Annotated in this window: 29 protein-coding genes, 3 pseudogenes and 1 riboswitch; of the genes and pseudogenes, 6 read left to right on the top strand and 26 right to left on the bottom strand. The window is 70.7% G+C overall.

The genetic code is table 11. The features are described 5' to 3' along the window. Positions 1 to 15: 15 nt before the first annotated feature. Entirely contained in the window at positions 16 to 1,221 is a 1,206-nt protein-coding gene (locus ACRRRO_RS12175) for a YihY/virulence factor BrkB family protein (protein ID WP_424797019.1), read from the bottom strand. Positions 1,222 to 1,315: 94 nt separating this feature from the next. Further along, a complete protein-coding gene (locus ACRRRO_RS12170) occupies positions 1,316 to 1,831 on the bottom strand; it encodes a 2'-5' RNA ligase family protein (RefSeq protein ID WP_434080331.1) in 516 nt (171 codons plus the stop codon). 230 nt (positions 1,832 to 2,061) lie between these two features. Between ACRRRO_RS12170 and ACRRRO_RS12165 the strand changes: the two genes are divergently transcribed. Together ACRRRO_RS12165 and ACRRRO_RS12160 are read left to right on the top strand one after the other, a co-directional pair. Then, on the top strand, positions 2,062 to 2,337 hold the full coding sequence (locus ACRRRO_RS12165; protein WP_434080330.1) for a galactokinase family protein: 276 nt from the start codon (positions 2,062 to 2,064) through the stop codon (positions 2,335 to 2,337). Beyond that, on the top strand, positions 2,298 to 3,344 hold the full coding sequence (locus ACRRRO_RS12160) for a galactokinase (RefSeq protein WP_434080329.1): 1,047 nt from the start codon (positions 2,298 to 2,300) through the stop codon (positions 3,342 to 3,344). The genes ACRRRO_RS12165 and ACRRRO_RS12160 overlap by 40 nt, the downstream gene beginning before the upstream one ends. Before the next feature lie 14 nt (positions 3,345 to 3,358). Here ACRRRO_RS12160 and ACRRRO_RS12155 read toward each other — a convergent pair whose 3' ends face one another. The 17 genes and pseudogenes from ACRRRO_RS12155 to ACRRRO_RS12075 all read right to left on the bottom strand — a co-directional run bounded on the left by ACRRRO_RS12155 (position 3,359) and on the right by ACRRRO_RS12075 (position 17,776). Then, complete coding sequence (locus tag ACRRRO_RS12155; RefSeq protein WP_424797022.1) at positions 3,359 to 4,159, bottom strand: exodeoxyribonuclease III; 801 nt, start codon at positions 4,157 to 4,159, stop codon at positions 3,359 to 3,361. 41 nt (positions 4,160 to 4,200) lie between these two features. Beyond that, complete coding sequence (locus ACRRRO_RS12150; protein WP_424797023.1) at positions 4,201 to 4,602, bottom strand: transferase; 402 nt, start codon at positions 4,600 to 4,602, stop codon at positions 4,201 to 4,203. A gap of 266 nt (positions 4,603 to 4,868) precedes the next feature. After that, positions 4,869 to 5,927: an alpha/beta hydrolase gene (locus tag ACRRRO_RS12145; RefSeq protein WP_424797024.1), complete on the bottom strand. Its 1,059-nt coding sequence runs from the start codon at positions 5,925 to 5,927 to the stop codon at positions 4,869 to 4,871. 40 nt (positions 5,928 to 5,967) lie between these two features. Then, positions 5,968 to 7,145 (bottom strand): annotated as a pseudogene (locus ACRRRO_RS12140) (acetyl-CoA C-acyltransferase). Further along, positions 7,142 to 7,804: a CoA transferase subunit B gene (locus tag ACRRRO_RS12135; RefSeq protein WP_424787465.1), complete on the bottom strand. Its 663-nt coding sequence runs from the start codon at positions 7,802 to 7,804 to the stop codon at positions 7,142 to 7,144. The pseudogene ACRRRO_RS12140 and the gene ACRRRO_RS12135 overlap by 4 nt, the downstream one beginning before the upstream one ends. 2 nt (positions 7,805 to 7,806) lie before the next feature. Next, positions 7,807 to 8,622 carry a CoA transferase subunit A gene (locus ACRRRO_RS12130; protein ID WP_424797026.1) on the bottom strand — a complete coding sequence of 272 codons (816 nt, stop codon included), beginning with the start codon at positions 8,620 to 8,622 and terminating at the stop codon, positions 7,807 to 7,809. A gap of 88 nt (positions 8,623 to 8,710) precedes the next feature. Next, a complete protein-coding gene (locus ACRRRO_RS12125; protein ID WP_434080328.1) occupies positions 8,711 to 9,550 on the bottom strand; it encodes an alpha/beta fold hydrolase in 840 nt (279 codons plus the stop codon). Further along, positions 9,547 to 10,293, bottom strand: coding sequence for a 3-hydroxybutyrate dehydrogenase (locus ACRRRO_RS12120; protein ID WP_424797028.1), 747 nt, complete (start codon positions 10,291 to 10,293; stop codon positions 9,547 to 9,549). The genes ACRRRO_RS12125 and ACRRRO_RS12120 overlap by 4 nt, the downstream gene beginning before the upstream one ends. 489 nt (positions 10,294 to 10,782) lie before the next feature. Further along, positions 10,783 to 10,911 (bottom strand): annotated as a pseudogene (locus ACRRRO_RS12115) (TetR/AcrR family transcriptional regulator); the annotation flags it as partial. Further along, a complete protein-coding gene (locus ACRRRO_RS12110) occupies positions 10,908 to 12,437 on the bottom strand; it encodes an AMP-binding protein (protein WP_424797029.1) in 1,530 nt (509 codons plus the stop codon). The pseudogene ACRRRO_RS12115 and the gene ACRRRO_RS12110, both read right to left, overlap by 4 nt. Next, complete coding sequence (locus ACRRRO_RS12105) at positions 12,434 to 12,817, bottom strand: hypothetical protein (protein WP_434080327.1); 384 nt, start codon at positions 12,815 to 12,817, stop codon at positions 12,434 to 12,436. Before ACRRRO_RS12105 ends, ACRRRO_RS12110 begins: the two co-directional genes overlap by 4 nt. Further along, positions 12,814 to 13,326: a branched-chain amino acid ABC transporter permease gene (locus ACRRRO_RS12100; RefSeq protein ID WP_434080326.1), complete on the bottom strand. Its 513-nt coding sequence runs from the start codon at positions 13,324 to 13,326 to the stop codon at positions 12,814 to 12,816. Before ACRRRO_RS12100 ends, ACRRRO_RS12105 begins: the two co-directional genes overlap by 4 nt. Positions 13,327 to 13,599: 273 nt before the next feature. Then, positions 13,600 to 14,475, bottom strand: a complete 876-nt coding sequence (locus tag ACRRRO_RS12095) for a branched-chain amino acid ABC transporter permease (RefSeq protein ID WP_424787458.1) — start codon at positions 14,473 to 14,475, stop codon at positions 13,600 to 13,602. Then, positions 14,472 to 15,190: pseudogene (locus tag ACRRRO_RS12090) on the bottom strand (ABC transporter ATP-binding protein). Before ACRRRO_RS12090 ends, ACRRRO_RS12095 begins: the two are co-directional and overlap by 4 nt. Further along, complete coding sequence (locus ACRRRO_RS12085; protein WP_434080325.1) at positions 15,187 to 15,951, bottom strand: ABC transporter ATP-binding protein; 765 nt, start codon at positions 15,949 to 15,951, stop codon at positions 15,187 to 15,189. The pseudogene ACRRRO_RS12090 and the gene ACRRRO_RS12085 overlap by 4 nt, the downstream one beginning before the upstream one ends. Positions 15,952 to 16,014: 63 nt before the next feature. Continuing rightward, complete coding sequence (locus ACRRRO_RS12080) at positions 16,015 to 17,277, bottom strand: substrate-binding domain-containing protein (protein WP_424797033.1); 1,263 nt, start codon at positions 17,275 to 17,277, stop codon at positions 16,015 to 16,017. A 226-nt stretch (positions 17,278 to 17,503) separates the two neighbouring features. Beyond that, a complete protein-coding gene (locus tag ACRRRO_RS12075) occupies positions 17,504 to 17,776 on the bottom strand; it encodes a hypothetical protein (RefSeq protein ID WP_424797034.1) in 273 nt (90 codons plus the stop codon). A gap of 85 nt (positions 17,777 to 17,861) precedes the next feature. Here ACRRRO_RS12075 and ACRRRO_RS12070 point away from each other — a divergent pair, with 85 nt between their 5' ends. From ACRRRO_RS12070 to ACRRRO_RS12060, 3 genes are read left to right on the top strand one after another with little or no spacing between them, the layout of a single operon-like run. Then, on the top strand, positions 17,862 to 18,167 hold the full coding sequence (locus tag ACRRRO_RS12070) for a WXG100 family type VII secretion target (RefSeq protein ID WP_424797035.1): 306 nt from the start codon (positions 17,862 to 17,864) through the stop codon (positions 18,165 to 18,167). After that, entirely contained in the window at positions 18,164 to 18,889 is a 726-nt protein-coding gene (locus tag ACRRRO_RS12065) for a hypothetical protein (RefSeq protein WP_424797036.1), read from the top strand. Before ACRRRO_RS12070 ends, ACRRRO_RS12065 begins: the two co-directional genes overlap by 4 nt. Continuing rightward, positions 18,886 to 19,212 (top strand): hypothetical protein, encoded by a 327-nt coding sequence (locus ACRRRO_RS12060; protein WP_424787451.1) that lies wholly within the window; start codon positions 18,886 to 18,888, stop codon positions 19,210 to 19,212. Before ACRRRO_RS12065 ends, ACRRRO_RS12060 begins: the two co-directional genes overlap by 4 nt. Positions 19,213 to 19,264: 52 nt before the next feature. On the opposite strand, the gene ACRRRO_RS12055 is transcribed toward ACRRRO_RS12060, so the two are convergent. The 3 genes from ACRRRO_RS12055 to ACRRRO_RS12045 form a co-directional block, all read right to left on the bottom strand. Beyond that, positions 19,265 to 20,140: a bifunctional 5,10-methylenetetrahydrofolate dehydrogenase/5,10-methenyltetrahydrofolate cyclohydrolase gene (locus ACRRRO_RS12055; RefSeq protein ID WP_434080324.1), complete on the bottom strand. Its 876-nt coding sequence runs from the start codon at positions 20,138 to 20,140 to the stop codon at positions 19,265 to 19,267. 7 nt (positions 20,141 to 20,147) lie between these two features. After that, positions 20,148 to 21,449, bottom strand: coding sequence for a serine hydroxymethyltransferase (gene glyA, locus ACRRRO_RS12050; protein ID WP_424797038.1), 1,302 nt, complete (start codon positions 21,447 to 21,449; stop codon positions 20,148 to 20,150). A 43-nt stretch (positions 21,450 to 21,492) separates the two neighbouring features. Then, positions 21,493 to 21,579, bottom strand: a riboswitch (ZMP/ZTP riboswitch). A gap of 51 nt (positions 21,580 to 21,630) precedes the next feature. Further along, positions 21,631 to 22,242, bottom strand: coding sequence for a GNAT family N-acetyltransferase (locus tag ACRRRO_RS12045; protein ID WP_424797039.1), 612 nt, complete (start codon positions 22,240 to 22,242; stop codon positions 21,631 to 21,633). Between the two features lie 92 nt (positions 22,243 to 22,334). On the opposite strand from ACRRRO_RS12045, the gene purU reads away from it, so the two are divergent. Further along, positions 22,335 to 23,198, top strand: a complete 864-nt coding sequence (gene purU / locus ACRRRO_RS12040; protein WP_424797040.1) for a formyltetrahydrofolate deformylase — start codon at positions 22,335 to 22,337, stop codon at positions 23,196 to 23,198. A gap of 21 nt (positions 23,199 to 23,219) precedes the next feature. Here the strand turns inward: purU and ACRRRO_RS12035 are convergent, their stop codons facing one another. The 4 genes from ACRRRO_RS12035 to ACRRRO_RS12020 form a co-directional block, all read right to left on the bottom strand. After that, positions 23,220 to 24,095, bottom strand: coding sequence for a hypothetical protein (locus tag ACRRRO_RS12035; protein ID WP_424797041.1), 876 nt, complete (start codon positions 24,093 to 24,095; stop codon positions 23,220 to 23,222). 79 nt (positions 24,096 to 24,174) lie between these two features. Next, positions 24,175 to 24,330 carry a hypothetical protein gene (locus ACRRRO_RS12030; RefSeq protein WP_434080323.1) on the bottom strand — a complete coding sequence of 52 codons (156 nt, stop codon included), beginning with the start codon at positions 24,328 to 24,330 and terminating at the stop codon, positions 24,175 to 24,177. Continuing rightward, positions 24,300 to 24,449 (bottom strand): hypothetical protein, encoded by a 150-nt coding sequence (locus ACRRRO_RS12025; protein WP_434080322.1) that lies wholly within the window; start codon positions 24,447 to 24,449, stop codon positions 24,300 to 24,302. The genes ACRRRO_RS12030 and ACRRRO_RS12025 overlap by 31 nt, the downstream gene beginning before the upstream one ends. 24 nt (positions 24,450 to 24,473) lie before the next feature. Next, entirely contained in the window at positions 24,474 to 25,475 is a 1,002-nt protein-coding gene (locus ACRRRO_RS12020; RefSeq protein WP_424797043.1) for a malate dehydrogenase, read from the bottom strand. Positions 25,476 to 25,482 lie beyond the last annotated feature (7 nt).

The raw sequence follows: 25,482 nt of genomic DNA, 5'->3' as shown, positions 1-25,482 counted from the left end.
GGAGCGCAGGCTAGTTCACGAGCCGCCGGTTCCGGGTCCGTTCCCGTGCCTGGAGCCCCGGTCGCTCCGATTCGACCCATTCGGGTCGGTGAGGTCGAAGGGCGCGGAGTGCTCGGCGGCCAGGTCCTCCGGGTCGGGCCCCGCCGGCTCGGGCTCCGAGCCCTTCGCGCGACGGGTCGAATCCCGCACCCAACCGATCAGGCCGCCCCAGTACGGTTCCTCCGGCTCCGGGACCGGATCCTCGACGATGGGCAGGACCCGGCCGGTGACCGGGTCATGGGCCCAGGTGAACGTGTGCGGCGCCGAGACCGTGACGTAGTTGGGAACCTCGTCGTAGTGGGTGATCATGTCCGGGGTGACCTTGAACTTCTTCGGCGGGTTGGCGGTCCAGGCCGCGACCATCAGCACGATCCGCACCTGCAGGTTGACCCACAGCAGCAACGTGATGATGGCGGCGAAACCTGCCAGCAGCGGGTTGTCCACGGCCCCTACCGCCGAGGTGCCCAGGTACCGCAGCACGCCGGCTCCGATCCCGCCGATGACGGCTCCGATGATCAGGTCCCGGCGGCGCGGGCGCGCCCCGGCCAGTCCGCGGTAGATGAAGATGAAGATCAACGTGTCGACCGCCAGGGCCACCAGCAGGCCCAGTGCGCGCAACAGGAATCCGACGCCGGGAGCATCACCCAGGCCGATCAGGTCCAGCAACCAGGTGGCCATCGTCCCGGCTGCCACGCCCAGAACGGCCGTGACCAGCACGCTCAGGGCCAGGACGGCGAATCCGCCCAGGTCACGCAGCATCGCCAGCCCCGGGTTCTCCTTGGGCCGCACCATCCCGAACATCGCCCGCACACCGCTGCGCAGCGCCGTGATCACCCCGATCGCCGTGTTCAGCAGCACCACCACCGCGATCACCCCGGCGATCCCGCCGGCGGTGGTGAGCTGTAGTTGGTCGGGCGTGACCATCCCGCCGTCGCCGGTGTCCACGATCCCGGGGAGTACCTCGTCGAGCTGGTCCAGCACCGAGTCACGCAACGGCTCGTTGCCCCCCAGCACCGCCATGAACACGGTGAACCCGATCACCAGGGCGGCGAAGATCGAGAACAGGCCCGAGAAGGCGATCCCACCGGACAGCAGCGCCCCGTTCGCGCTGCCGTACCGGCCCAGCGCCCGCACCACCCGGGTGCGCACGGCCCATTCGAGGAGTTCCTTGATCTTCGCCATACCTCCAGCATGCCCGGTCCGGACTGCCGGGGCACTCCTGTCGGTGGACTGATCGGCCGCTGCCGACCGGGTCAGGAGGACAGCACGAACGTACTCACATCCCCCCGACGCCGTCGTCCCCGAACTCGTACAGGGAGAAGTGTGCCACCGCGAACAGCGCGTCGAAACCGGCCATGTCCGCCTCGGCACGGTCCAGGTCGTTCGTGGGCACGTCGTGGGCGATGGTCACGTGCGGGTGGTAGGGGAACTGCAGGTCCTGGCGCAACGGGCCGGCATTGACCGCCTCGTGCAGCGCCGTGCACTCCTGGGCACCGGCGCGCAGGCTCACGAACACCACTTGGCTCAGCGGGCGGAAGGACTCGGTGCCGCTCAGTTCCATCACGAACGGCCGGGACAGGTCGGCCACGTTGCTCAGGTGGTCCACCACGACGCCCATCTGGTCGGGCTCGACCACCACCGGCGGCAGCAGCGTGACGTGGGGCGGGACCGAGTAGGCGTGCGGGTCACCGGCCTCGACGCGGGCACGCGTCAGCCGGGAGTTGTACGGCTCGGGGATCGGGATCGACACCCCGATCCGCAACTGGTCCCCCACCCGTTCGGGCAATGTCACCGCGGGCACCTCTCCGGATGCTCGGGTCGGCACATCGACATCGGCACCTGCTCCCTCTCGTCCGGCCCCGGGCCTCGCCCGCCTCTGATCTGCCCGCGTTCTCCTCCCACGCTACTCTGCGGCTCCGGTGCGTGAGTACGCCGATCCTGCCGTGTTGTGCCGCGGCGGGGCTGCCGGCTTGTGCCGCGGCGGGGCTGCCGGCGCCGTGTTCGAGTTGAGAGGATGAGGTCATGAACAGTTCAGCACTCATCCAGGCCTGGACCGATGCTCACGGGCGCAGCAGGGGCGAGGAGGGCTTCGCGGCCGCCTTCGGCGCCCGCGCCGGCTCGCGGACGGGAGCAGCCGACGCAGCGGCCCACGACGACGCAGCGGACCACGGCGGCACAGCCGGGGGCCCGGTGGTGGTCGCCTCGGCACCCGGCCGGGTGAACCTGATCGGGGAGCACACCGACTACAACGGCGGCCTGTGCCTGCCGATCGCGCTGCCGCACCGCACACCTTCGTGACGGCTCGGGCCCGGGCTGATGACCGGGTCCGCCTGGTCTCGGAGAAGGAGGACCGGATGTGGGAGGCCTCCCTGTCCCAGGTGAGCCCCGGTTCGGTCTCGGGGTGGGGCACCTACGTGGCCGGGGTGGCGTGGGCGCTGGCCCAGGAGGGGGTCCCGGTACCCGGGTTCGACCTGGCGGTGGCCTCCTGCGTCCCCTACGGCGCGGGGCTGAGTTCCTCCGCGGCGCTGGGTTGCGCCACCGTGATGGCCCTGGCGCGCCTGGTCGGGAGCGACTGGACCGGACCGGACCTACGGACCGATGCGGGCAGGGCATGGGCCGCGCAGGTGTGCGTGCGTGCCGAGAACGAGATCGCCGGCGCCCCCACCGGTGGGATGGACCAGGCGGCGGCGCTGCGGGCCACCGCCGGGCACGCGCTGCTGTTGGACACCCGGTCCGGCCAGGTGGAACAGGTGCCCTTCGACCTGGCCGCTGCGGACCTGGAACTGCTGGTCATCGACACCCGCGCCGAGCACGCCCTGGTCGATGGTCAGTACGCGCAGCGCCGGGCCTCCTGTGAGTCGGCGGCCGCGACGCTGGGGGTGCAGACGCTGCGGGAGGTCAGCGCGGCAGAGCTCCCCGGAGCCCTCGCGGCGCTGCCGGATGAGACCACCCGGGCCCGGGTGCGCCACGTGGTCACCGAGATCGCCCGGGTGAAGGAGTTCGTGGGGTTGCTGGGGGCGGGCTCCTGGGCACGGGCCGGCGCGGTGATGGATGCCTCGCACGCCTCCCTGGCCACCGACTACGAGGTCTCCGCAGCCGAACTGGACACCGCGGTGCAGGCGGCCCGCGAGGCCGGTGCGCTGGGTGCGCGGATGACCGGCGGCGGGTTCGGTGGCTCGGCGATCGCGCTGATTCCCCGCGGCGGCGCCGAACGGATCGCCGCACACGTCGCCGAGGCGTTCAGCGCCGCCGGGCACCGGGATCCGGCGTTCCTGAGAGCCGAGGCCGCCGCGCCGGCGCACTGACGCCCGGGCATGGCTCAGCGGCCGTAGGCCACCGTCAGCGGCGCGTGGTCGGAGAAGCGTTCGGCGTAGGACGGGGCTCGGTCCACCCGGACCGACGTGACGCTCTCGGCCAGCTCCGGCGTGGCGTACTGGTAGTCGATGCGCCAGCCGGCGTCGTTGTTGTAGGCCTGGCCGCGCCAAGACCACCAGGTGAAGGGGCCGGGCCCGTCTCCACCGTGCCGCCGGCCCAGATCCACCCACCCCTGCTCCAACCAGGCGTCGAGGTAGGCCCGTTCGGCGGGCAGGAAGCCGGCCGACTTCAGGTTGCCCTTCCAGTTCCTGATGTCCACCTCGCGGTGGGCGATGTTGACGTCCCCGCCGACGACGACGCCGCGGCCGCCGGCGATCAACTCACCCAGGCGAGCGGTCACCTTGTCCAGGAACGCGTACTTGTCATCCATGGCGGGAGTGCCGGCGGTGCCGGAGTGCACATAGGCCGAGGCCACCGTGATCCTCCCCGGTCCCGGCACCTCCAGGTCGGCTTCGACCCAGCGGCCCACCTGGTCCTCGGTCTCGGTCTCGGGAGGCCCCAGCCCCGAGCGCACGGCGGTGAGCGGGTACCGGGAGGCCACGGCCACCCCGTTGCGACCCTTGGCGGCACCGGCCCGGTGGATCAGGTGCCACTCGGACCCGAGGTGCTCGGTGATAATCTCATCGCTGGCCCGCACCTCCTGCAGCAGCAGGATCTGCGGATCGGCGGTGGCCAGCCAGTCGGCCATCCCGCGGCGATAGGCGGCTCGGATGCCATTGACGTTCACGGTGGAGACTTTCAGCATCCCCCCATCCTCGCCCACCGGCACGGGTGCCCCGGCCGGCTTCAGGCGGCGGTGCCGTAGCCGCTGGCCTCCTCGACCGTGAAGACCGTGTCCGGCTCGACCACCCGGTGGTCGGGCACCTTCGTCCCGGCCGCGACCACCGCGCCATCGCGCACACGCGCTCCGCGACCGATCACCGCGCGGGCTCCGATGTGGGTGTTCGCACCGACGACGGCCTCGGCGGCCACGACCGCTTCGCGGTCCACCCAGGCACGCTGGTCCAACCGGGCGCGCTCACCCACGCGTGCGCCCGGGTCGACGTAGGCTGCCGGACCCACCGATGCGGTCGGGTGCACCGTGGCCTTGGACGAGACCAGGCCACCTCCGTTGGGGTGGTAGGCATACCGGAGCAGGGTGCCGTCGTCGTCCTCGAATTCCTCGTACTTGCGCCGCCTGCGGGCCAATATGTCCTCCTTCAAATCTGACTACACGTCGTCATGTGTTCCAACGTCGGCCCCGCTCCGAAGATTCCGGATGTGTGATGTGCCACACACACCTGGCGGGCTTGCACCGAGTGCATCAACGACCACCGTGCCGTCGCCGTCGTGCCGGTCCGCGGGCGCGGCACCGGTGACCGGTCGCGCGACCGCTGTCCAGCGCCGGCAGCAGCGGCAACCACGACCGCAGACTCACTCAGCGGGCGGCCAGCGAGCCCGCGGGCGGGCCGCGCTCAGCCGGTCAGCAACTCTTCGAGCAGGTGCCCGAACACCTGCGGGGCCTCGATGTGGGGGCTGTGGCCGATGCCGGGCAGTCCCACCTCGCGGTAGGTACCGCCGTTCGCGGCGTAGGTCTCCAGCACCGCGCGCATCTGACTGACCATCGGCTGCGGCGGGTAGGTGTCGGCGCCAGGCCAGCCGGGTACCACGCCCAGGGCGCCGAGCTGGCCGAAGTCCAGCGAGGAGGTGTCGGACACGATCGCGTCCGCGTCCCCGTGCACCCACAGCACCGGACCCACCTGCGGCACCTCCGCGAATGCGGAGACGTCGTAGTACTTCGGTGACAAGGCGTTGTTGATCCCCGTGGTGCCGGGCGCCACACCCGGCCAGTTCTCGCTGGTCACCGAATCGCCCGGATAGTTTCCGGCACCGATGGTGGTGGACAGCACCGAGTCCAGCAGCAGATCCTCATCGGCCAGTTCGGTGCCCGGCGCCACATACAGCGCCCGGAACACCGACAGCGGTGAGTGCGGGTGGTCGGTGCTGCGGTCCCCTGCCGCGATGGCCGCGGCGAAGTCCGGGTTGGCGGTGCCTCCCCCGGAGCCGGCGAAGTCGGGCCACACCGGTGTGCCGTCGGTGCCGGCGGTGCCGCCGAAACCGTAGGGCGAGGCGGGCGCCTCCAGGAGCATCCGGGCCACCCGGCCGGGATGGTCGATCGCCAGTTGCATGATCACACCCGCCCCGGCGGAGTGGCCGACGAACGCGGCCCGCTCCACCCCGAGTGCGTCCATCAGGGCGATCACGTCATCGGAGAGCTCGCCCATGCCGCGGGTCGCGTCCAGTGGTGCCACCTCGGTGTCGCCGTAGCCGCGCAGGTCAGGGGCGATGCCGCGCCAGCCCTCGGGCAGGGTGGTGAGCAACCGGTGGAAGAACGCCGAGGAGGAACAGTTCCCGTGCACCAGGATCACCGTGCCGCCTTCAGCGGATGCCTCCCCGGCCATCCGGACGTGCGTGCGCAGCCGGGGTGTGTCCACGTCGGTCTCGGTGACGGCCGTGCTGGTCGGGGTGGTCATGGTCTCTCCTCGGGTCTGGCCGTGCGGGGCGCGTGCACGCCTAGGGGGTGTGCAGCAGCAGTGCCTCGCCCTGCCCGCCACCGCCGCACAGGGCGACGGCGGCGCGGGTGGCGTCCCCGGCGGCGATGCGGTGGGCGGCGTGGACGGCCAGGCGGGTGCCCGAGGCGCCGATGGGGTGGCCCAGGGCAATCCCGCCGCCGTCGCGGTTGATCACGGACACGTCCACGCCGAGGCGGGCGGCCGAGCCGATCACCACGGCGGCGAAGGCCTCGTTGATCTCCAGCAGGTCCACCTCACCGACAGCCCAGCCCTGCCGGTCCAGGGCCACCTCGAGCGCCGCGGCGGGCTGCTCCTGCAATGACGCGTCCGGGCCGGCGACCTGCCCGCAGGCCCCCACAGCGGCGAGCACATCCCAGCCCTCGGCAGCGGCCCGTTGCGCCGTGGTGACCACCACGGCCGCGGCCCCGTCGCTGATCTGGGAGGCGTTCCCGGCGGTGATGTGGCCTTCGGGGGTGAACGCCGGCCGCAGTTTCGCCAGCGATTCCTCGGTGGTGTCGGGACGGATGCCCTCATCGCGCTCCACGACCGTCTCCCCCCGGCGGGTGCGGATCGTGACCGGGGCTACCTCGGCGTCGAACCGTCCGGCCTGCCACGCGGCCTGGGCGCGCTGGTGGGAGGCGGCGGCTAACGCGTCCTGCTCGCCGCGGGTCGTGGGGAAGACGTCCCGACGGCGGTCGGTGCCCAGCCCCATCGCCTCACCGCTCCAGGGATCGGTCAGCCCGTCATAAGCCATGTGGTCGATCGCGGTGGTGGGACCGAAGGCCCAGCCCTTGCGTGATCCGGTGAGCAGGTGCGGGGCCAGACTCATCGACTCCATCCCGCCGGCCACCACCACCTGGGCCCACCGGAGCGCACCAGCCGGGTGGCGTCGATGATGGCGCTCAAGCCGGACAGGCAGACCTTGTTGACCGTGGTGGCATGGGCTCGCCACCCCACACCGGCGGCGATCGCGGCCTGCCGGGCCGGGGCCTGCCCGGCGCCGGCCTGCAGCACCTGGCCCATGAACACCGCGTCCACGGCCTCGGCCGGCACCCGGCCGCGTTCCAGGGCCGCCTTGATCGCGTGGCCACCCAGTTCGGTGGCCGGCAGCGTCGACAGCGCACCGTTCATCCGCCCCTGCGGGGTGCGCGCCGCGGCCACGATCACGATGTCACTCATGCCCGTACCTCCACCTTGGTCAGGTCACTGGCCACCGTCAGCCCGGGTTCGGTGGCTGCCTTGACCTCCTCCACACTCACTCCCGGTGCGGTTTCGACGAGCACCAGCCCATCGGCGGTGACGTCGATGACGGCCAGGTCGGTGATGATCCGGTCCACCACGCCCTTACCGGTGAGCGGCAACGAGCACTCATCGACGATCTTGGCGCTGCCGTCCTTGGCGGTGTGGGTCATCAGGATGATGACCTTGCGCGCTCCGTACACCAGGTCCATCCCCCCGCCGGGGCCCTTGACCATCTTGCCCGGGATCATCCAGTTCGCCAGGTCCCCAGCGGCCGAGACCTGCATCGCTCCCAGGATCGCCGCATCGATCTTGCCGCCGCGGATCATTCCGAAACTCATCGCCGAATCGAAGAACGCCGCCCCGGGCAGTACCGTCACCGTCTCCTTGCCGGCATTGATCAGATCCGGATCCAGTTCCTCCTCCAGCGGGTAGGGACCCACCCCCAGGATCCCGTTCTCGGACTGCAACACCAACGCCTTGTCGGCCGGCACGTAGTTCGGCACCAGCGTCGGCATCCCGATGCCCAGGTTCACGTAGGCCCCATCGGGCAGCTCCAGGGCCGCCCGGGCCGCCATCTGCTCACGAGTCAGAGCCATGGTCACCGCCCCGCTTCCTGGCGCACCGTGCGCCGTTCGATCCGCTTCTCGAAGTCGCTGCCCACATGCACCAGCCGGTGCACGTAGATGCCCGGCAGGTGGACCTCGTCCGGATCGATCTCGCCCGGCTCCACCAGCTCCTCCACCTGGGCGACACACACCCGCCCCGCCATCGCCGCCAAGGGGGAGAAGTTGCGCGAGGCCTTGTTGAACACGAGGTTGCCGTAGCGGTCCCCCTTCATCGCGTGCACCAGGGCGAAGTCGCAACTGATCGCCTCCTCCAGGACGTACTCGGCTTCCGTGCCGCCGGCACCGAAGGTGCGCACCTCCTTGGCCGGGGAGGCCTTGGCCACCGACCCATCGGGGGCGTACCGCATCGGCAATCCGCCCTCCGCGACCTGGGTGCCCACCCCGGCCCTGGTGTAGAACGCCGCGATCCCCGATCCTCCGGCTCGCAGTTTCTCCGCCAGCGTGCCCTGCGGCGTCAACTCCACCTCCAGTTCACCGGAGAGGTACTGGCGCTCGAAGTCCTTGTTCTCCCCCACGTAGGAGGCGGTCATCTTCGCCAGCCGTCCGGCCCCGAGCAGCAGCCCGAGACCGTAGTCCTCCACCCCGCAGTTGTTCGACACCACCGACAACTCACTCGCCCCCTGGGCCAGCAACGCCTCGATCAGTGCCACCGGGTTACCGCTCAACCCGAACCCGCCCACCGCGATCGAGGCCCCCTCGGCGATATCGTCGACCGCGGTCGCCGGGGAATCCACCACCTTGTCCAAGCCGGCGCTCTGCGCCGGCGGCCCTGCTGTGGTCGTCGTCATCGTCGTACTCCTTCCGTCGTCATCGTCGGATCCGCCGCGGGGCGCCCGGCCAGGTGCGCGGCCACCAGCCGCGCTCCCGCGGCGGACATCACGACGGTGTAGTGGTTGACGTCGTCGGCCCATTCCATAGTAAGGCAGGGCAGACGTTCGGCCCAGGCCCGTACGTGCTCGGGACGGTACAACGGGGCGTCATCGAGCAGGCCGCGGGGGCGTGCACGAACGTGGTGGGGGTCGCGAGATGCGCCAGGGCCCGGTGCACCAGGTCTCCGGTGACCAGTTCGCGCTGGTCGGCCGCGACCGCCTCGACGGCCGAGGTCGGCCGCCAGCCGTCGCCGTCCGGCTCCAGGTCATAGTCGAAGTAGGGCGCCAGTTCGGCCACCAGCCCGGGGCTGAAGGCCGGGTGGCCGCTCCAGAAGTCGCGGTAGGCCTCCTGGTCGGGAAACGTCATCCGCAGCCGCTGCAGCGCCGGGCCCAGGACGGCCCGCATGAGCAGGTCCGGGTCGGCGTCGGCCGGGATCTCCAGCGGGAGACCGCCATCGACCAGCACCATGTCCCGCACCAGGTGCGGCTGGCGGTCCTGCAGCACCACGACCACGAAGGCGCCCATCGAATGACCCAGCGCGGTGACCTCGGTCAGGCCCAGGTGCCGCACCAGGGCGGTCAGGTCCGCCGCGTGCCGCACCATGCCATACGGGCCGGGCAGCGTGTTCGAGCGGCCCCGGCCGCGCAGGTCCGGGGCGATGATGCGCCTGCCGGGCAGCAGCGCGGGCAGCCGTAACCAGCCCTGGTGGGTGGCGGTGATGCCGTGGACGGCCAGCACCGGGGGTTCCTGCGTGAGGGGTGCGGGCGCCTCGGGCTCCCAGATCCCCGCGCGCAGGTACCCCCCGTCCACCGGTACGTCCACGGTGCGGTAGGTGTGCGTCCTCATCTGGCCTGCCACCCCCCGTCCAGGCCGAAGGAGGAACCGGTGGCCATGGTCGAGTGCGGGCCGGTGAGCCAGAGCACCAGGTCGGCGACGTCGTCTGGCTCGGCCAGTTGCTTGACCGCCTGCTGGGTGAGGAGCACCTTCTCCAGCACCTCCTCCGCACCGATGCCGTGCACCCGGGCCTGGTCGGCGATCTGCCTCTCCACCAGGGCGGTGCGCACGTACCCGGGATTGACACACACGCTGTTCACACCGTGGGCGGCACCCTCCAGGGCGGTCACCTTGCTCAACCCGTCCAGGGCGTGTTTGGCGGTGACGTAGGCGCTCTTGTACGGCGAGGCCACCAGCCCGTGTACCGAGGAGATGTTGATGATACGACCCCAACCCCGGGCGTACATGTGCGGGAGGACGGCCCGGATGAGCAGGAACGGGGCCTCGACCATGATCCGCTGGATCCGGCGGAAGTCGGCCGGGTCGAACTCCTGGATCGGGGCCACCACCTGGATCCCGGCGTTGTTGACCAGGATGTCGGCCTGCAGGGTGGCTTCGGTCAGGACGGTGGTCTCGTCCAGGTCCACGGCCCAGACCCGGCCCCCGATCTCGGCGGCCAGCGCTTCGGCGGCACGCTCGTCACGGTCGGCGACCAGCACCTGGGCACCGGCCCGCGCGAGCGCGCGGGCACAGGCCGCCCCGATCCCGGCGGCGCCCCCGGTCACCACCGCGTGCTTCCCGGTCAGGTCAGTCATCGCCCTGCCCTGCCTCTCCGGGCTCCAGCGCCCGCGCTCGATCAGCGTCATGATGCCGTCGAAGACATCCTCGGGAAGTTCCTCCGGAGCCTGGCCCTCGGTCCAGGTCACCCAGCGCATCCCGACCAGTTCGCCGATGCCCATCAAGGCCCATGCGGTGACTTCCGGGTCCAGGTCGGCGGCCACCTCGCCACGTTCCTGGGCGGCCGTGAGGCCGGCGACGTAACCGCGGGCGATGGTCTCGTAGTGCACGTGCAACACGTCCGGGGCGACGAACTCGGCCTGGCGCATGATCCGGTACAGCGCGGGGTTCTGGGCGGTGAAGCGGAAGAATGCGCGAAAGCCCGCACGCTCAGCGGCAATGCGGCCGGTCTCGGCGCTGGAGGCCTCGTGCATCGCCTGGCGCACCCGTGAGTTCAGGTCCCGCACCACTTCCTCGAACACCTGCTGCTTGGAGGTGAAGTACAGGTAGAAGGTGCCCTGCCCGACGTCAGCCGCTGTGGTGATCTTCACGATCGAGGCCTCGTGGTACCCGTACTCGGCGAACACCTCGGTGGCCACGGCCAGGATTCGCGTGCGGGTCCGCGATCCTCGCTCGGTACGCGGTGGGGCGCTCATCGGGTCTCCTTCGGCTCAGGCATCAGGGCGCCGCGGCGGATCTTGTGCAGCGCGGTACGCGGGAACTCGGTGACGAACCGCACCGAGCGGGGAACCTTGAACGTCGCCAGTTCGGCGCGGCAATGAGCGAGCAGTTCCTCCGATGCCGGTGGCCGGTCCGGGTCGGTGGGCACCACCACGGCATGGCCCACTTCACCCCAGCGCTCGTCGGGCACCCCGATCACGGCGGCGTCGGCCACCTGCGGATGTCTCCGCAGGACGTCCTCGACCTGCGCCGGTGCCACGTTCTCCCCGCCGGTGATGTACATGTTCGACAGCCGGTCCACCACCCGGTAGTAGCCGGCCTCGTCCCTGGTGGCGAGGTCGCCGGTGCGCAACCAGTCGCCGGTGAACGCGGCGGCGGTGGCCTCCGGGTCGTCGTGGTAGCCGGCGAACACGGCCGGGCCGCGGACCAGCAGCTCCCCGCTACCGGCGCCGGTGATCAGGTCCCCGGTACCGACCTCGGCCAGCGCCACCTCGACGTGCGGGTAGGGCTTGCCGACCGAGCCGACGCGGGTGAAGGCATCCTCGGGCGGCACCAGCAGCACGTTCGGGGCGGCTTCGCTGAGGCCGTAGCCCTGGATCACCCGCACCCCGCGATCGTGCCAGGTGCGCAGGAGCCCGACAGGCATGGGGGCACCGCCCACCACCATGTGCGTCAGGCCGGACAGGTCCGCCTCGGCGAATCCGGGCACCTCGGAGATCATGCGGTAGTGGGAGGGCACGCCCATCATGGTGCTCACCCGGTGCTGGGTGAGCACGCCGAGCACCTGCTCCGGGTCGAAGTCCGGTTCCAGCACCACGGTGGCCCCCCGCCACCAGGCCAGCAACGGTTGCACGTTCCACCCGCCCACGTGGTACTGCGGCAGCACCGCCAGGACCACGTCCTCGGTGGTCATCCCGGCCACCCCGGACAGGGACAGGTTGGTCCAGAAGCAGTTGGCGTGGGTGAGCACCGCCCCGCGCGGGCTGGAGGTGCTGCCGGAGGTATAGACGATCAGGAGCGGGTCGTCGTCCCGGGGTGCACGGCCCGGTCCGGCTTGGGTGCGGGCCGGCGCCGGCACCTCCCCCTCGTCCAGGTCCTCCAGGAACACCACCGGCGCGCTACCGGAGGCCCCGGTCGCGTCGAGATCGTCGGCGAAGGGGCGTTGCACAGCGATCAGCGCCGGGCGTGCGTGCCCGAGCAGATAGGTCAGTTCACCGGTGCCGAGCCGCCACGACAACGGCACCAGCACCAGGCCCGCCTTGGCGCAGGCGAAGAACAGCACCACGTGTGCGGTGCTGTTGCGGGTCAGCGTGGCCACCCGGTCACCACTGCGGTAACCGGCCCGCAGCAGCCGGTCGGCCAGCGCAGCGGCGCGGGCGTCGAGGTCGGCGTACGTGGTGCGCACGCCGCGCTCGTCGATGGCCACCTTCTCCGGGGTCAACCGGGCGTGATCGGCGGTCCAACGACCCAGGGTGTGACCGCCGGGCTCGAGTGCGTTCACGCGATCTCCTCCAGCCGGCGTCGTTCGCGTGCCTTGCGCCGTTGCGCGGCACCCTTGCCACCGACCACCCGGGTGGCCACCCGCCGCAGCCCGCCGGCGATGCCACCCGGCAGGAAGAGCACCACCAGGATGAACAGCGTACCGAGGATGAAGGCCGGTTCGCTCATCGGGATCCGCAGCACCGTGGGCAGACCCTCGACGGCCTCGGAGGAGGCCAGCACCGACAACCGCTGGTTGAGCATGGTGAAGGTGACCGCCCCCATGATCGCGCCCCAGCGGGACCCCACGCCGCCCAGCACCACCATGATCAGCGCCTGGATGGTGAACTCGGCCGAGGAGATCGTCGGGACCGCCTGGGACTGCAGCAGCAGGTAGGTCATCCCGATCGCGGCGCCAGGGTGCCCGCGATGGCGAAGGTCAGCAGCCGGATCAGGTAGGGCGCCTGACCCAGCACCCGCACCCGCATCTCGTTCTCCCGGGTGGCTTCCACCACGTGCCCGGCACGGGAGCGCTGCACCCAGGTGACCACCACGTAGACCACCACCAGCAGGATCAGCGCCAACCAGTACATGTTGCGGGTGTTCACCACGCCCACCAGCGCGTCCGGCACGTTCGCGGTGGCCAGACCGATGCCTTCCTCCCCGCCGCTGTAGCCGCCCAGGTTCCGCCGGGCGATCACGTTGCCGGCCTGCGCGAAGGCCAGGGTCACCATCGCGAAGGAGACCCCCGAGACCCGCAACGACACCGCCCCCACCAGGGTGGCCAGCGCGATCGCGGCCACCAGGACCAGCACCGCGGCGATCAGCAGTGGCATGTCGGTGCGCTGCAGCACGATCGCCAGACCATAGGCGCCGGCGGCGAAGTACAGCGCGTGCCCGAAACTGAGCATCCCGGGCGACCCCGTAGACCAGGTGGTAGGTCAGCGCCAGGGCGCCGTAGATCATGCACAGGGCGAGCAGGTGCATGGTGCCGGGGGTATAGGTGGCGCCGGGCAGCGCCCCGGGGACGGAGACATCCAGCAGCGGCAGGCACGCCACGGCCACCACCATCGCCAGGCCCACGATCAGTGGGGCCCGGCGGCTGGGTCGGCGTACCCGGTCGGCGCCGGGTTCGGCCGGCTCGGCGGCAGCGGTGGCCTCGGTGTGGTCCCGGGTGTCGGTACTCATGCTCGTTTCACTCCCAGCAGGCCGGAGGGGCGCAGCAACAGGACGACGGCGAGGGCCAGCACCGCGATCAGGTCACCCACGCTCCAGTAGTAGTTGGCGAACTGCTGCGGCACCGCCACCAGGATCGCGGCGATCGCGGCACCGCCGAGTGAGCCGAGCCCACCGATGACGGTGACGATGAAGGCGAAGATCAGCAGCGTCTGGCCCATGTGTGCCGAGACGTACCCGAAGTACTGCGAGGCCAGCACCCCGCCGAGGCCGGCGGCGGCGCCGCCGATGGCGAAGACGAGGGTGAAGGAGCGGCGTACGTCGATCCCCAGCGCGGTCACCATGGACCTGTTCTCCACGCCCGCGCGGATGATCAGGCCGTACCGGGTGTGTCGCAGGAACAGCACCAGGCCCAGCAGCAGCGCCGCGGCGACGGCGATCGTGATGAACACGGTGTTGGGGACCCTGGCCCCCATGATCGAGGTGGTCTGGCCGAACCAGCTGGGCCCGGAGATGAACACCGGGTCGGTGCCCCAGACACCCTCGAACAGGGCCACCCCCACCAGACCCAGGCCCACGGTGATGAGGACCTGCTCGATGTGCCGGTTGTACAGCGGGCGGATCAGGAACAACTCGGTGAGCGCGGCGATCACGGCGCCAGCGACCGCCCCGGCCAGCAGGGCCAGGCCGAAGCCGCCCCAGGTGCCGGGATCCAACCGTTTGGCGACCTCCCAGCCGACGAACGCGCCCAGCGACAGGAACACCCCGTGCGCGAAGTTCAGCACGTGCATCAGGCCGTAGATCAGTGACAGCCCGGAGGCGATCAGGAAGTACAGCGCGCCCAGTCCCAGGCCGGTCACGAGCAGCAGCACCACGGTGCTCATGTCTGCACCTCCGTGGTCGGGTGGGTGGCCACGCCGAGGAAGCGCTGGACGGCGTCCTCATCGGCCAGCAGGTCGGCGGCCTTGCCGGTGTGCACCACCACGCCGGCGTCGATGACCACGACGTCGTCGGCGAGGCGTTCGATCACCGGCAGGTTCTGTTCCACCAGCAGGATCGGGGCGGTGCGGGCGGCTTCCTCCAGCGCCTGCGCCACCTGGTCCACGATCCGTGGCGCCAGACCCTTGGTGGGCTCATCCACCAGCAGCAGCCGGTTGTGGTTGATCAGGGCCCGGGACAGGGACAGCATCTGCTGCTGCCCGCCGGACAGCGTCCCGGCGCGCTGGTCGGCCCGCGGGCCAGGTCGGGGAAGAGGGCCTCGACCAGATCGTGGCGGGGGTCGGCGTCGCGGACCGCCAGGCGCAGGTTCTCCGCCACGGTCAACCCGGCGAACACCTCCCGGTCCTCGGGCACGTACCCGATGCCGCGGCGGACGATCTTGTGGGTGTGCTCGGAGTCGATGCGCTCACCAGCGAACGTGACCCGGCCGGACCGGGTGATCAAGCCCATGATCGCCTTCAGCGTGGAGGTCTTGCCCACGCCGTTCCGGCCGAGCACCGCGGTCACCCCGGCCTCCGGCACGCTCAACGACACATCCTCGACGACCTGCTGGCCACCGACGGCGGCGGACAGGTGCTCGACCTGCAGCAGCGCGCTCATGCCGCCGTCCCCAGGTAGGCACTCTGCACGGCCGGGTCGTCCATGATCGCCTCCGGGGAGTCCAGTGCCAGGATGGCGCCCTGGTGCAGTACGGCCACCCGTTGGACCAGGTCCATCACGACGTCGATGTGGTGCTCGACCATCAGCACGGTGCAGTTGTGGTCACGGTGCATGCCACGGATCACCTCGGACAGTCCGGGCACGTCGGCGCGGGATACCCCGGCCATCGGCTCGTCGAGCAGGATCACGCGAGGGTTCATCGCCAGCAGCACCGCGATCTCGAGCTTGCGCTTGTCCCCGTGGCTGAGGCCGCCGGCCTGCACGTCCACCAGATCGCTCAGGCCGACCTCGGCCAGGTGGTCACGGGCGATGGTGGTGGCCTCGTCGCGCCAGCGCGGGAAGCGCAGCACCGACAGGTTGCCACCGAGTTCCCGCTGGGCCGCCAGCCGCACGTTCTCCAGCACGCTCAGTCCCGGGAACAGGTTGGAGGTCTGGAAGGTGCGGCCCAGCCCGGCCCGGGCCCGGTGGTGGATCGCTGCGGTGGTGATGTCGCGGCCGGCGAGTTCGATCCTGCCGGCGGTGGGCCGGTGGATGCCCGAGATCATGTTGAACAGCGTGGTCTTGCCTGCCCCGTTGTTGGGGCCGATCACGCCGAGCATCTCCCCGGCGGGGACAGTGAGGTTCACGTCGGTGAGGATCCTGATACCACCGACGGCGAAGCTCAGGTTCTGCACGCTCAACGCAACTGGGGTGGGAGCCATGGGGGGCCTTCCTGGGTAGGGCCGGTCCGCGCCTGGTGCGGACCGGCCCGGGTCAGCGCAGGGTCAGTTCGCCTCGGGCGGCTCGACGTCCGCGCCGTCGACGGTGGAGACCAGCTCCGGAACCCAGTTGCCCTCGTCGTCCTGGGCCAGCCGGGCCTGGTACATCGGCTGGATCAGGGCGTGGTCGGAGACCCGGATGGTGTAGTCACCCTTGGGCCCTTCGAAGCTCCACCCCTCCAGCGCCGCGATCATCGCGTCGACGTCATCGCCGCCGCCGGCGGTGCTGATCGCGTGCACGACCATCTGGGCTGCGGTGAACCCGTCCGGGGTGAACAGGTCCGGGGTGCCACCGGCCTCCTCGACGTGGGCGACCAGGAAGTCGTTGATCGCGTTGTCCGGGGCGCCGGGGAAGTAGTGGTTCAGGAAGTCGATCTGGTCCGATGCCTCGCCGTAGGCGTTGAACGTGGAGGCATCGCCCAGTCCGGTGACCACGGTGATGTCGTCCAGTACGCCCTGCTGGCTCAGGGACTGCCACATCGCACCGGATGTGGCGCCGGCCCAGGCCACGAAGACCATGTCCGGATCGGCATCGAGAACCTGCGCGGCGAACGGGGTGAACTCGGTGACGTCCTCGGGGATCATCACCGAGGAGACCTCGGCGCCCTGGGCGCCCAGGATGCCGTCGACGGCGGCGAAGTTGCCCTGACCGAAGGCGTTGTCCTGGCCGAAGACGAGGATCTCCGAGCCCTCGACGTCGATGAAGGAGCCGGCGGTGGCCACGTCCTGCAGGGACTGGCGCCCGGAGCGGAAGGTGTAGTCGTTGATCCCGGTGACCGCGTCCGCAGCGGCCGGACCGGAGATGTAGAGCACTTCGTTCTGCTCGGCCTGCTCGGCGAGCGCCAGCGCCACACCGGAGACGGCGGTGCCGGTCATGATCGTGTAGCCCTGGCCGATGACGTCGCGAGCGGCGGTGATGGCGCGGTCGGTGTCGCCGCCGTCGTCGAGGATCTCCACGACGATCTCCATGCCGTCGATCTCCCCGGTGCCGTCGGTGGCGTAGTCCAAGCCGGCGTGGAAGCCCTCGATGAAGGTGTCACCGTAGGCGGCCAGGGGGCCGGTGGTGGAGGTGATCAGGGCGACCTCGACCGGATCGCCGCCGCCCGCCGCGTCCTCGGCCGAGGCGGGATCGGCTTCGCCCTGGTCGCCGTCGGTGTCGCCGTCATCACTTCCGCCGCCACCACCGTCGGCACTGGGGGCGCAGGCGCCGACGGCCAGGAGGGCCGCCAGGCCCATCGTGGCCACGAGGGTCTTGGTTCGTACACGCACGGGGGACCGCCTCTTCGTTGAGTGCCGTGCCGGGCGTCTGGCCCGGACATGACAGGTGATTCAGGTTTCATGAATCATGAACTGCATCCGCCGTCCCTGTCAAGCCGTGCACGCCGTCGACCCGCACCGGAGGCGGTACTCGAGGGCGCGGAAGAAGGCCGGCAAGGCGGCATCCGAGCGTGACCGCGGACCTCGGGTCCGGCGGTGCGATGGGTTGGCGCGGGGGCTAGGACATCAACCAGAACGTGATCGCGAGCGCCGCGATCACCGATCCTGCTGCGCCGAGCACCCAGCCGAGGGCAGCGCCGGAGGGCGCCGGGGGGCCGGAGCCCAGGGCCTCGACCACCCGGGCCTGGGACAGCGCCGCGCGGTAGCGTGCGTAGGCCCCGAAGCCCACCAGCGCCACCGTCGGCACTAACCACGGCGTCACGCCGGCGGTGGCCAACTGGATGCCGATCACCACCAGCCCGATCACCCCGGCGGCCAGGAGGTGGATCACGGCGCTGCGGTGGGTAGTTCTCCCCTGGTGTCTCACCCTCCTAGCATGGTCCACTGGGACCGAGCCCAACAAGGAGGAGACGCGCGTGACTGAGTTGTACGTCGACCCGGAGGCGCTCCGGAAGTTCGGCAGGTCGATCGATGGCTATGCCGATGACACCGGAACCGCCAAGACCTACCACGGAACCTGGTGCACCCTGACCGGCGGCCACGGGATCTTCCAGAACTTCACCTCCCTCGCCGCGCAGGTGCGGAGCGCCGTCGATGACGCCCTGGACCACATGCAGGATGTCCTGCGGTCCTCGGGGGCGGAGTTGGAGGCCTCGGCCGACTACTACGCCGAGACCGACGACGACGTCGCCGCCGAGATGGACGGGAAGTACCCCAGATGAGCGGCCCGGCCGACGCACTCGTCACGCCGAGTGACGAGCCGATCATCCCGGATCTGGCCGAACTGGTGATCAGTTCGATGGGCACGATCCTCAGCCCCAGCGGCTGGATCCGCACCGTGGTGAACTGGGTCTTCGACTGGGACCCGCTGGCGGAGGTGTCCAAGACCTTCAGTGGCGACTGGAACTCCGTGGCCCAGGCCGCCCGGGCGTACGAGAACCTGGCGAGCTTCTCCAGCGAGGCCGGCGCCCACATCGGTGCCGACACCCGCAAGGTCCAAGCCGATTGGGAAGGTCAGGCCGCCGAGGCCGCCGCCGGCTACATGAACGACACCTTGATCCCGGCGCTGACCGAGCTCGCTGCGTCGCTGAACAACTCCGCCGGGGACTTCCGCGCCGTCGCCGTGGGGATGCACCGCACCTCCGAAGCGGCGATCTCGGCGTTCACCGCGGTGACCGACTGGATCATCTACACCGCCGCGGTCGCCGCCGCCGCGGCCGCGTCCTCCTGGACGGGAGTGGGCGCGGTCATCGGCGGCGGGGCCACCGCGGCCGCGGTGGCCAAGACGATCCAAACCGTCAGCACCGCGGCCGACGCACTCTCCGCCGGGCAGGCCGTGATCAACGTCTTCGCGGGTGTGGTCCCCGGGTACTTGGGCGCCATCCACGGATTCAGGGACACCGAACTCCCCTCCGGCTACAACCACGCATTGGTGACCTCATGAGCAATCAGACCCCCGAACCCGATCAGCCGATGCTGTCCTCGATCCCGGTCGGCAGCCCGGCGCACAAGAAACTCGCCGAGGCGATGCGGATCCTACGCGACCAGGCACCCGATGCTCAGTCCGCCGCGTTCTACGACGACATCCTCGCCGGACGGCGTTCGGCCCGGGACCTGGCCGAGTCCGAGGATTTCGCCCGGGTCGCCCAGCAGGGCCTGGCCAGACACCAAGAAGAACTGGACAGCCTGGATGAGACCGAGCGGGCCCGCCTCCAGGAGCAGGCACGGGCCGAGGCCGAGCGCCTGGACCGCCGGCCGGGTACCTGAGCATCTCAGCGGGGGTCACCGCCCGGCCCACGCCGGCTCAGCGTGAGGGGAGTCACCGTTCCGCGGCCTCGACGGTGTTGCGCAGCAGCATCGCGATCGTCGTGGGGCCCACTCCCCCGCCCGGGGTGATCGCCCCGGCCACCTGCTCACACCGTTCGTCCACGTCCGGTAGCAGTTTGCGTCCCGAGTAGCGCACTCCGCCGCCGATCACGGTGGCGCCGGGGCTGATGTGCTCCGGTTGCAGGATCCCCGGTACCCCGGCCGCGGCGATGACCACCTCGGCCCGTCGGGTATAGCGGTGCCAGTCGCTCACCCCGGTGTGCACCACGGTGACGGCCGCGTTGGCGGTGGGCCGCTTCTGGGACAGCAGCAGCGCGAGCGGCCGCCCCAGCGTGGTACCCCGGCCCAGGATGCACACCTCACGGCCGGCGACGGGAATCTCATAGTGTGCCAGCAGCGTCTCGATGCCCGCCGGGGTGCACGGGACCGGACCGGGCATGCCCAGGGCCAGGCGACCCATGTTCACCGGGTGCAACCCGTCCACATCCTTGTCCGGGTCCATGGTGAGCATCGCCGCGTCGAAGTCGATCTGCGACGGGGTGGGGTGCTGGACCAGGATGCCGTGCACCTCCTCGGCGGCGTTGAAGTCGGCGATCGCGGACTCCAGGTCGGCCTGGGTGGCGTCCTCGGGCAGATGGGTGTGCGGGGACGTCATGCCGAGTTCGGCTGCCTTGTCCTGCTTCATCCGGATGTACCCGGCCGAGGCCGAGTCACCTCCCACCAGGATGGTGGCCAGCCCGGGGCGCCGGCCGGCCCCGGTGAGGGCGGTGATCCGTGGGGCCAGTTCGGCGATCACCGCATCGGCCACCGGGCGGCCCGGGAGCATGCGGGCGGGCGACGTTTCACCGACAGGTGCTGCCTCAGTCATCGGCTGCTCACTGCTCCAGGCCGGGGTAGAGCGGGAAGGCGGCGGTCAGTGCCTGCACGCGGGCCTTGGCGGCGTCGATGTCGGCACCCTCGCCGGCGGCCAGCACCCCGGCGATGATGTCGGCGACCTCGGTGAACTCGGCCTCGCCGAACCCGCGTGCAGCCAGTGCCGGGGTGCCGATGCGGAGCCCGGAGGTGACCATCGGGGGCCGGGGGTCGAACGGCACCGCGTTGCGGTTGACGGTGATGCCGGCAGCGTGCAGCAGGTCCTCGGCCTGCTGACCGTCCAGTTCGGAGTGGCGCAGATCCACCAGGACCAGGTGCACGTCGGTGCCCCCGGTGAGCACCGAGACCCCGGCGTCGGTGACGTCCTCGGCGCCCAGCCGCTCGGCCAGGGCCTGCGCACCGGCGATGGTGCGCTGCTGGCGCTCGGCGAACTCGGCGGTGCCGGCCACCTTCATCGCCACCGCCTTGGCGGCCACCACGTGCATCAGGGGCCCGCCCTGCTGGCCGGGGAAGACGGCGGAGTTGAGCTTCTTGCCGAACCGCTCGGCGTCGTTGGCCAGGATCATCCCCGAGCGCGGCCCGCCCAGCGTCTTGTGCACCGTGGTGGAGACCACGTCGGAGTGCGGCACCGGGTTGGGGTGCAGCCCCACCGCGACCAGGCCGGCGAAGTGGGCCATGTCGGTCCACAGGTAGGCACCGACCTCATCGGCGATCTCGCGGAAGGCCGCGAAGTCCAGGTGCCGGGGGTAGGCGGACCATCCGGCGATGATGACCTTGGGCTGGGCCTCGATGGCCTTGGCCCGCAGCGCGTCGTAGTCGACCTGGTGGGTCGTTTCGTCCACACCGTAGGCGGCCACGTTGTACAACCGGCCGGAGAAGTTGAGCTTCATGCCGTGGGTCAGGTGCCCGCCGTGGGCCAGTTCCATGCCCAGGATGGTGTCCCCGGGGCGGATCAGGGCGTGCAGGACGGCCGCGTTGGCGCTGGCGCCGGAGTGTGGTTGAACGTTGGCGTAGGTGCCTCCGAAGACGCTCAGCGCACGGTCGATGGCCAACGACTCGGCGATGTCCACCTGCTCACAGCCGCCGTAGTAGCGCCGGCCCGGGTAGCCCTCGGCGTACTTGTTCGTCAGCACGCTGCCCTGGGCCTGCAGCACCGCACGCGGGACGAAGTTCTCGCTGGCGATCATCTCGAGGGTGTCCCGCTGGCGGGTCAGTTCTCCCTCCAGAACGGCAGCGATCTGCGGATCGAGGTCCGCCAGTGACTGCTCGTTGATCGGGACGTCGGAATGTGGGGACTGGCTCATCGGTTCCTCCGGTTCGGCAACGCATCGACAAGGGTAGGTGGTGGACCTCGGCCCAGGCGGGCGACCTGCAGTCCTGTTGCCGTCGCTCCCCGGTGGTGACTCCACCTCGGCGCCAGTCGCGACGGCACTACCCTAACAACCGCAGATCGGCCCGGCCGCCACCGGTAGTCCCCCGGCTGGGTCAGCCCTGCGCCGCTTCGCCCGGGGCACGGCCGTGGGACTGCGGGTCGCCATCGGACTCCCGGCCGCCGTCGTCGGGCCCCGGGTCGCCGTCGTCGGCCTCCGGGTCACCGTCGTCGCCGTCCTCGGCCACCTCCACGTCACCGAGGATCTTGCGCAGGTAGGCATAGGTGAGGTCGCCGGCGTTCTGGTCGTACTGGTGCTCATAGCCGGCCTTGGCGTACAGGGACAGGTTCTGCTTGGAGTCCTGGCCGGTGAACACCCACACCTCATTGGTGCCCTCGGGCAGGTAGGCCAGCACCGCCATCAGCAACCGGGTGCCGATGCCCCGGCCCTGCAGGTCCGGCACCACCGCCAGGCGTCCCAGCAGGGCACGGTCCTCCTCCAGGCCCACCCGGATCGAACCGACCATGCGTGTGCCCGACCAACCGGCCAGGGTTACCACGTCCGGGCGTTGCAGGTCGGCGCGCAACTCCTCCAGGGTCTGGGTCAGCGCAGGAATGTGCGCGTCGCCGTAGAGTTGGGCCTCGGTCACGAACGCGGCCCGGCGCACCGTGAGCAACTCCCCGGCGTGGGCATCGTCGACGACGTCGATCCGCAACTGGTCATCCATACCCCCATCTTGGCATCCGCGGGCGCGTCCGTTGCGCCAACGGCGCCGGTGGGGCGCATCCGGGCGCTGGGCCCTGCCGGTACCCCGTGGGCGTGACGATCGAGACTTCCTCCCCGGTGCACTGGGTGCTGACGCTGTCCTGCCCCGACCGCTCCGGAATCGTGCACGCGGTGGCCGGGGCCCTGGCCGCGCACGGCGGCAACATCACCGAGTCCCAGCAGTTCGGCGATCCCGACTCCGGACTGTTCTTCATGCGCGTGCAGGTGGAGGCGAGCACACCCCGGGGAGAGTTGCACTGGGCGATCGGCGAGATAGCCGAGCGGTTCTCGATGACGTGGCAACTGGATGTGGCCGGACGGGCGCTGCGCACCCTGGTGCTGGGCTCGACCACCGAGCACTGTGTGGGTGACCTGCTGTTCCGGCAGCGCTCCCAGCGCCTGCCGGTGGACATCCTCGGGGTGGTCTCCAACCACACCACCCTGGCGCCGCTGGCACAGTTCTACCAGGTGCCCTTCCACCACATCGGCGTCACCAAGGAGACCAAGGACGCCGCCGAGCACCGGCTGCTGCGCCTGGTGCGTGACCTGGACGTGGAACTGGTGGTGCTGGCCCGGTACATGCAGATCCTCTCACCCTGGCTGTGCGCGGAGCTGGCCGGGCGGGTCATCAACATCCACCACTCGTTCCTGCCCAGTTTCAAGGGCGCCCGCCCCTACGCCCAGGCCCATGACCGGGGCGTCAAGCTCATCGGCGCCACCGCCCACTACGCCACCGCCTCCCTCGACGAGGGTCCGATCATCGAACAGGACGTCGAGCGCGTCACCCACGCCGACACGGTCGCCGACCTGGTCTCGATGGGCCAGGACGTCGAGCGGCGCGTGCTGGCCAGGGCGGTGCGCTGGCACGCCGAACACCGGGTGCTGCTGGACGGTCACCGCACCGTGGTGTTCCGCTGACACCTGCGCGCGGGGTCGGGTTCAGCGGTTCTTGTAGCCCTTGGGGTCGGTCGGGTTCTGCATCGGCACTGTGGAGGAGTGACCGGTCTGCAGACCGCCGGAGGCATCGCCGCCACCGCCGGGCTGGGTGAGGTGCCCGCCGGGGTTGTACCCGGTGGACACGGTGCCCAACTGCTGTCGCTTCGCACGTGCACGCGCCATCCGCACCGCGCCCTGGATCATCAGGATCAGACCGAACACGACCGGGACCCACAGCAGGCGGAACTCCTCACCGGGCGTGGCACTGAAGTAGCTGTAACCGGTCACCCCGACGCCGACGAGCACCAGCACCAGACCCAGCAGTACCGTCTTGCCACCACCCTGCGGGCCCACCGGAGGCGCCGCGTTGGGGTTGCCGCCCGGGGTGGACGAACCGGAATGGGTGGACACCGTCGGGCCGTTCTGACCGTAGGTGGCACCGGCGCGCACCCCGCTCGGCGTGGAGGCACCGGCGGTGTACGGCGACCCGCCCGCGGATCCGCCCGGACCCGGCGAGGCGCTCGAGGGTGAGGCCGGCGCCCCGGCGGAGGACTGGCTCACGCCGTCGGAGGCCGACCGCGGCTCGCGGTTGGAGACGTGGAAGTCCGGACCGCTGGGCGCCCCGGGGATGTGTGCCTCACCGGAAGGGGACACGCTGCCGTAGGAGGCAGCGGTGTCGCTGGTCTCGAACAGGGAGGATCCGGACGACAGGGCCGAACTGCCGAACAGGCTCGAGCCGACGTCGTCTGCCTTCTCCAGCCAGAAGTCCCAACCCTGCGGCGGCTCGGGCCAACTCGGGTCGGGTTTCCATCCCGGCGGCGGCGTCCAGCCCTCTTCGGGCTTGGGCCAGCCGGGTGGGGGGTTGAAGACGCGCGCCATGAACCCGACGATAGTTCACCCGGGCCCGGCCCGAAAGGCGAGGAGGCCGGCAGAACCGCCTACCGGCGACCCGTTCGACTCAGGTGCGCCCGCCCGGTGGGGTGATGTGCCGGGCATCCGCCCCGACCCGGCTCAGCGCCACCAGCCCCACCGGCAGGTAGACCGCAGCCAGCAACACCAGTCCCGCACCGACCCAGACCAGCGTCATCTCCTCGACCACCACCCAGCCCAGCACACCACCAGGGTGAAGCCGATGACCTCCAGGATCACCGTGGTGATGAACAGGTTGCGTCGGCGCCGCCCGGCGAGGGCAGCGAGCTGATCCGGGTGGGGACGATCGGTGTGACTGGTCATGGCCGAGAGGTTAGTGCGCGTTGCTCAGATCAGCCCGAGTCCGGCCACCGCGTCGCGCTCCTCGGTGAGCTCGGCCACCGAGGCATCGATCCGGGTGCGGGAGAACTCGTTGATCTCCAGGCCCTGCACGATCTCCCATCGACCATCGGTGCTGCGCACCGGGAAGGAGGAGATCAGCCCCTCCGGCACCCCGTAGGAACCGTCGGAGGGGATCGCCGCCGAGGTCCAGGAGTCCGTTCCGGTGCCGTTCACCCAGTCGTGCACGTGGTCGATCGCGGCGTTGGCGGCCGAAGCGGCGCTGGAGGCACCGCGGGCGTCGATGATGGCCGCTCCGCGCTTGGCCACGGTGGGGATGAAGGTGTTCGCGAGCCAGTCCTCGTCGTCGATCACCTCGGGGGCGGGGCGCCCGGCGATGCGCGCGTGGAAGATGTCGGGGTACTGGGTGGCGGAGTGGTTGCCCCAGATGGTCAGGTTCTCGATCTCCGCTACGGCAGCCCCGGTGCGGGTGGCGATCTGGGAGACCGCCCGGTTGTGGTCCAGGCGGGTCATCGCGGTGAAGCGTTCCGCGGGCACGTCCGGGGCGTGCGCCTGGGCGATCAGGGCGTTGGTGTTGGCGGGGTTGCCTACCACCAGCACGCGCACGTCGTCCGCCGCACCGGCGTTGATGGCCCGACCCTGGGGCTTGAAGATGCCGCCGTTGGCCTCCAGCAGGTCGCCGCGCTCCATGCCCGCACCGCGGGGCCGGGCGCCGACCAGCAGTGCCACGTTCACGCCGTCGAACGCCGCGGCGGCCTCGTCGAAGATGTCGACCCCGCGCAGCAAGCCGAAGGCGCAGTCCTCCAGTTCCATCGCGGTGCCCTCGGCGGCCTTGACCGCCTGCGGGATCTCCAGCAACCGCAGCCGGACCGGCACGTCGGGTCCGAGCAGCTGACCGGAGGCGATCCGGAACAGCAGGGCGTACCCGATCTGACCGGCGGCTCCGGTGACGGTGACGTTGACCGGCGCGGTGGTGGGTGCTTCAGACATCGGTGCT

This window comes from Sanguibacter sp. Z1732, from assembly GCF_051020515.1.
Classification (GTDB): Bacteria; Actinomycetota; Actinomycetes; order Actinomycetales; family Beutenbergiaceae; genus CALKWS01.
Note: the sequence above shows the minus strand (reverse complement) of the source record. Positions and strands in the feature narration are given on the sequence as shown.

Coding starts and splice junctions, on each gene's coding strand:
- ACRRRO_RS12055 (WP_434080324.1), bottom strand. CDS start 20,140: ATGACTGAGGCAGCACCTGTCGGTGAAACGTCGCCCGCCCGCATGCTC.
- ACRRRO_RS12130 (WP_424797026.1), bottom strand. CDS start 8,622: ATGACGACGACCACAGCAGGGCCGCCGGCGCAGAGCGCCGGCTTGGAC.
- ACRRRO_RS12025 (WP_434080322.1), bottom strand. CDS start 24,449: ATGACCAGTCACACCGATCGTCCCCACCCGGATCAGCTCGCTGCCCTC.
- ACRRRO_RS12145 (WP_424797024.1), bottom strand. CDS start 5,927: ATGACCACCCCGACCAGCACGGCCGTCACCGAGACCGACGTGGACACA.
- ACRRRO_RS12155 (WP_424797022.1), bottom strand. CDS start 4,159: ATGCTGAAAGTCTCCACCGTGAACGTCAATGGCATCCGAGCCGCCTAT.
- ACRRRO_RS12020 (WP_424797043.1), bottom strand. CDS start 25,475: ATGTCTGAAGCACCCACCACCGCGCCGGTCAACGTCACCGTCACCGGA.
- ACRRRO_RS12135 (WP_424787465.1), bottom strand. CDS start 7,804: ATGGCTCTGACTCGTGAGCAGATGGCGGCCCGGGCGGCCCTGGAGCTG.
- ACRRRO_RS12120 (WP_424797028.1), bottom strand. CDS start 10,293: ATGACTGACCTGACCGGGAAGCACGCGGTGGTGACCGGGGGCGCCGCC.
- ACRRRO_RS12175 (WP_424797019.1), bottom strand. CDS start 1,221: ATGGCGAAGATCAAGGAACTCCTCGAATGGGCCGTGCGCACCCGGGTG.
- ACRRRO_RS12095 (WP_424787458.1), bottom strand. CDS start 14,475: ATGAGCACCGTGGTGCTGCTGCTCGTGACCGGCCTGGGACTGGGCGCG.
- glyA (WP_424797038.1), bottom strand. CDS start 21,449: ATGAGCCAGTCCCCACATTCCGACGTCCCGATCAACGAGCAGTCACTG.
- ACRRRO_RS12125 (WP_434080328.1), bottom strand. CDS start 9,550: ATGAGGACGCACACCTACCGCACCGTGGACGTACCGGTGGACGGGGGG.
- ACRRRO_RS12100 (WP_434080326.1), bottom strand. CDS start 13,326: ATGCTCAGTTTCGGGCACGCGCTGTACTTCGCCGCCGGCGCCTATGGT.
- ACRRRO_RS12045 (WP_424797039.1), bottom strand. CDS start 22,242: ATGGATGACCAGTTGCGGATCGACGTCGTCGACGATGCCCACGCCGGG.
- ACRRRO_RS12165 (WP_434080330.1), top strand. CDS start 2,062: ATGAACAGTTCAGCACTCATCCAGGCCTGGACCGATGCTCACGGGCGC.
- ACRRRO_RS12105 (WP_434080327.1), bottom strand. CDS start 12,817: ATGACCTACCTGCTGCTGCAGTCCCAGGCGGTCCCGACGATCTCCTCG.
- ACRRRO_RS12085 (WP_434080325.1), bottom strand. CDS start 15,951: ATGGCTCCCACCCCAGTTGCGTTGAGCGTGCAGAACCTGAGCTTCGCC.
- ACRRRO_RS12065 (WP_424797036.1), top strand. CDS start 18,164: ATGAGCGGCCCGGCCGACGCACTCGTCACGCCGAGTGACGAGCCGATC.
- ACRRRO_RS12060 (WP_424787451.1), top strand. CDS start 18,886: ATGAGCAATCAGACCCCCGAACCCGATCAGCCGATGCTGTCCTCGATC.
- ACRRRO_RS12035 (WP_424797041.1), bottom strand. CDS start 24,095: ATGGCGCGCGTCTTCAACCCCCCACCCGGCTGGCCCAAGCCCGAAGAG.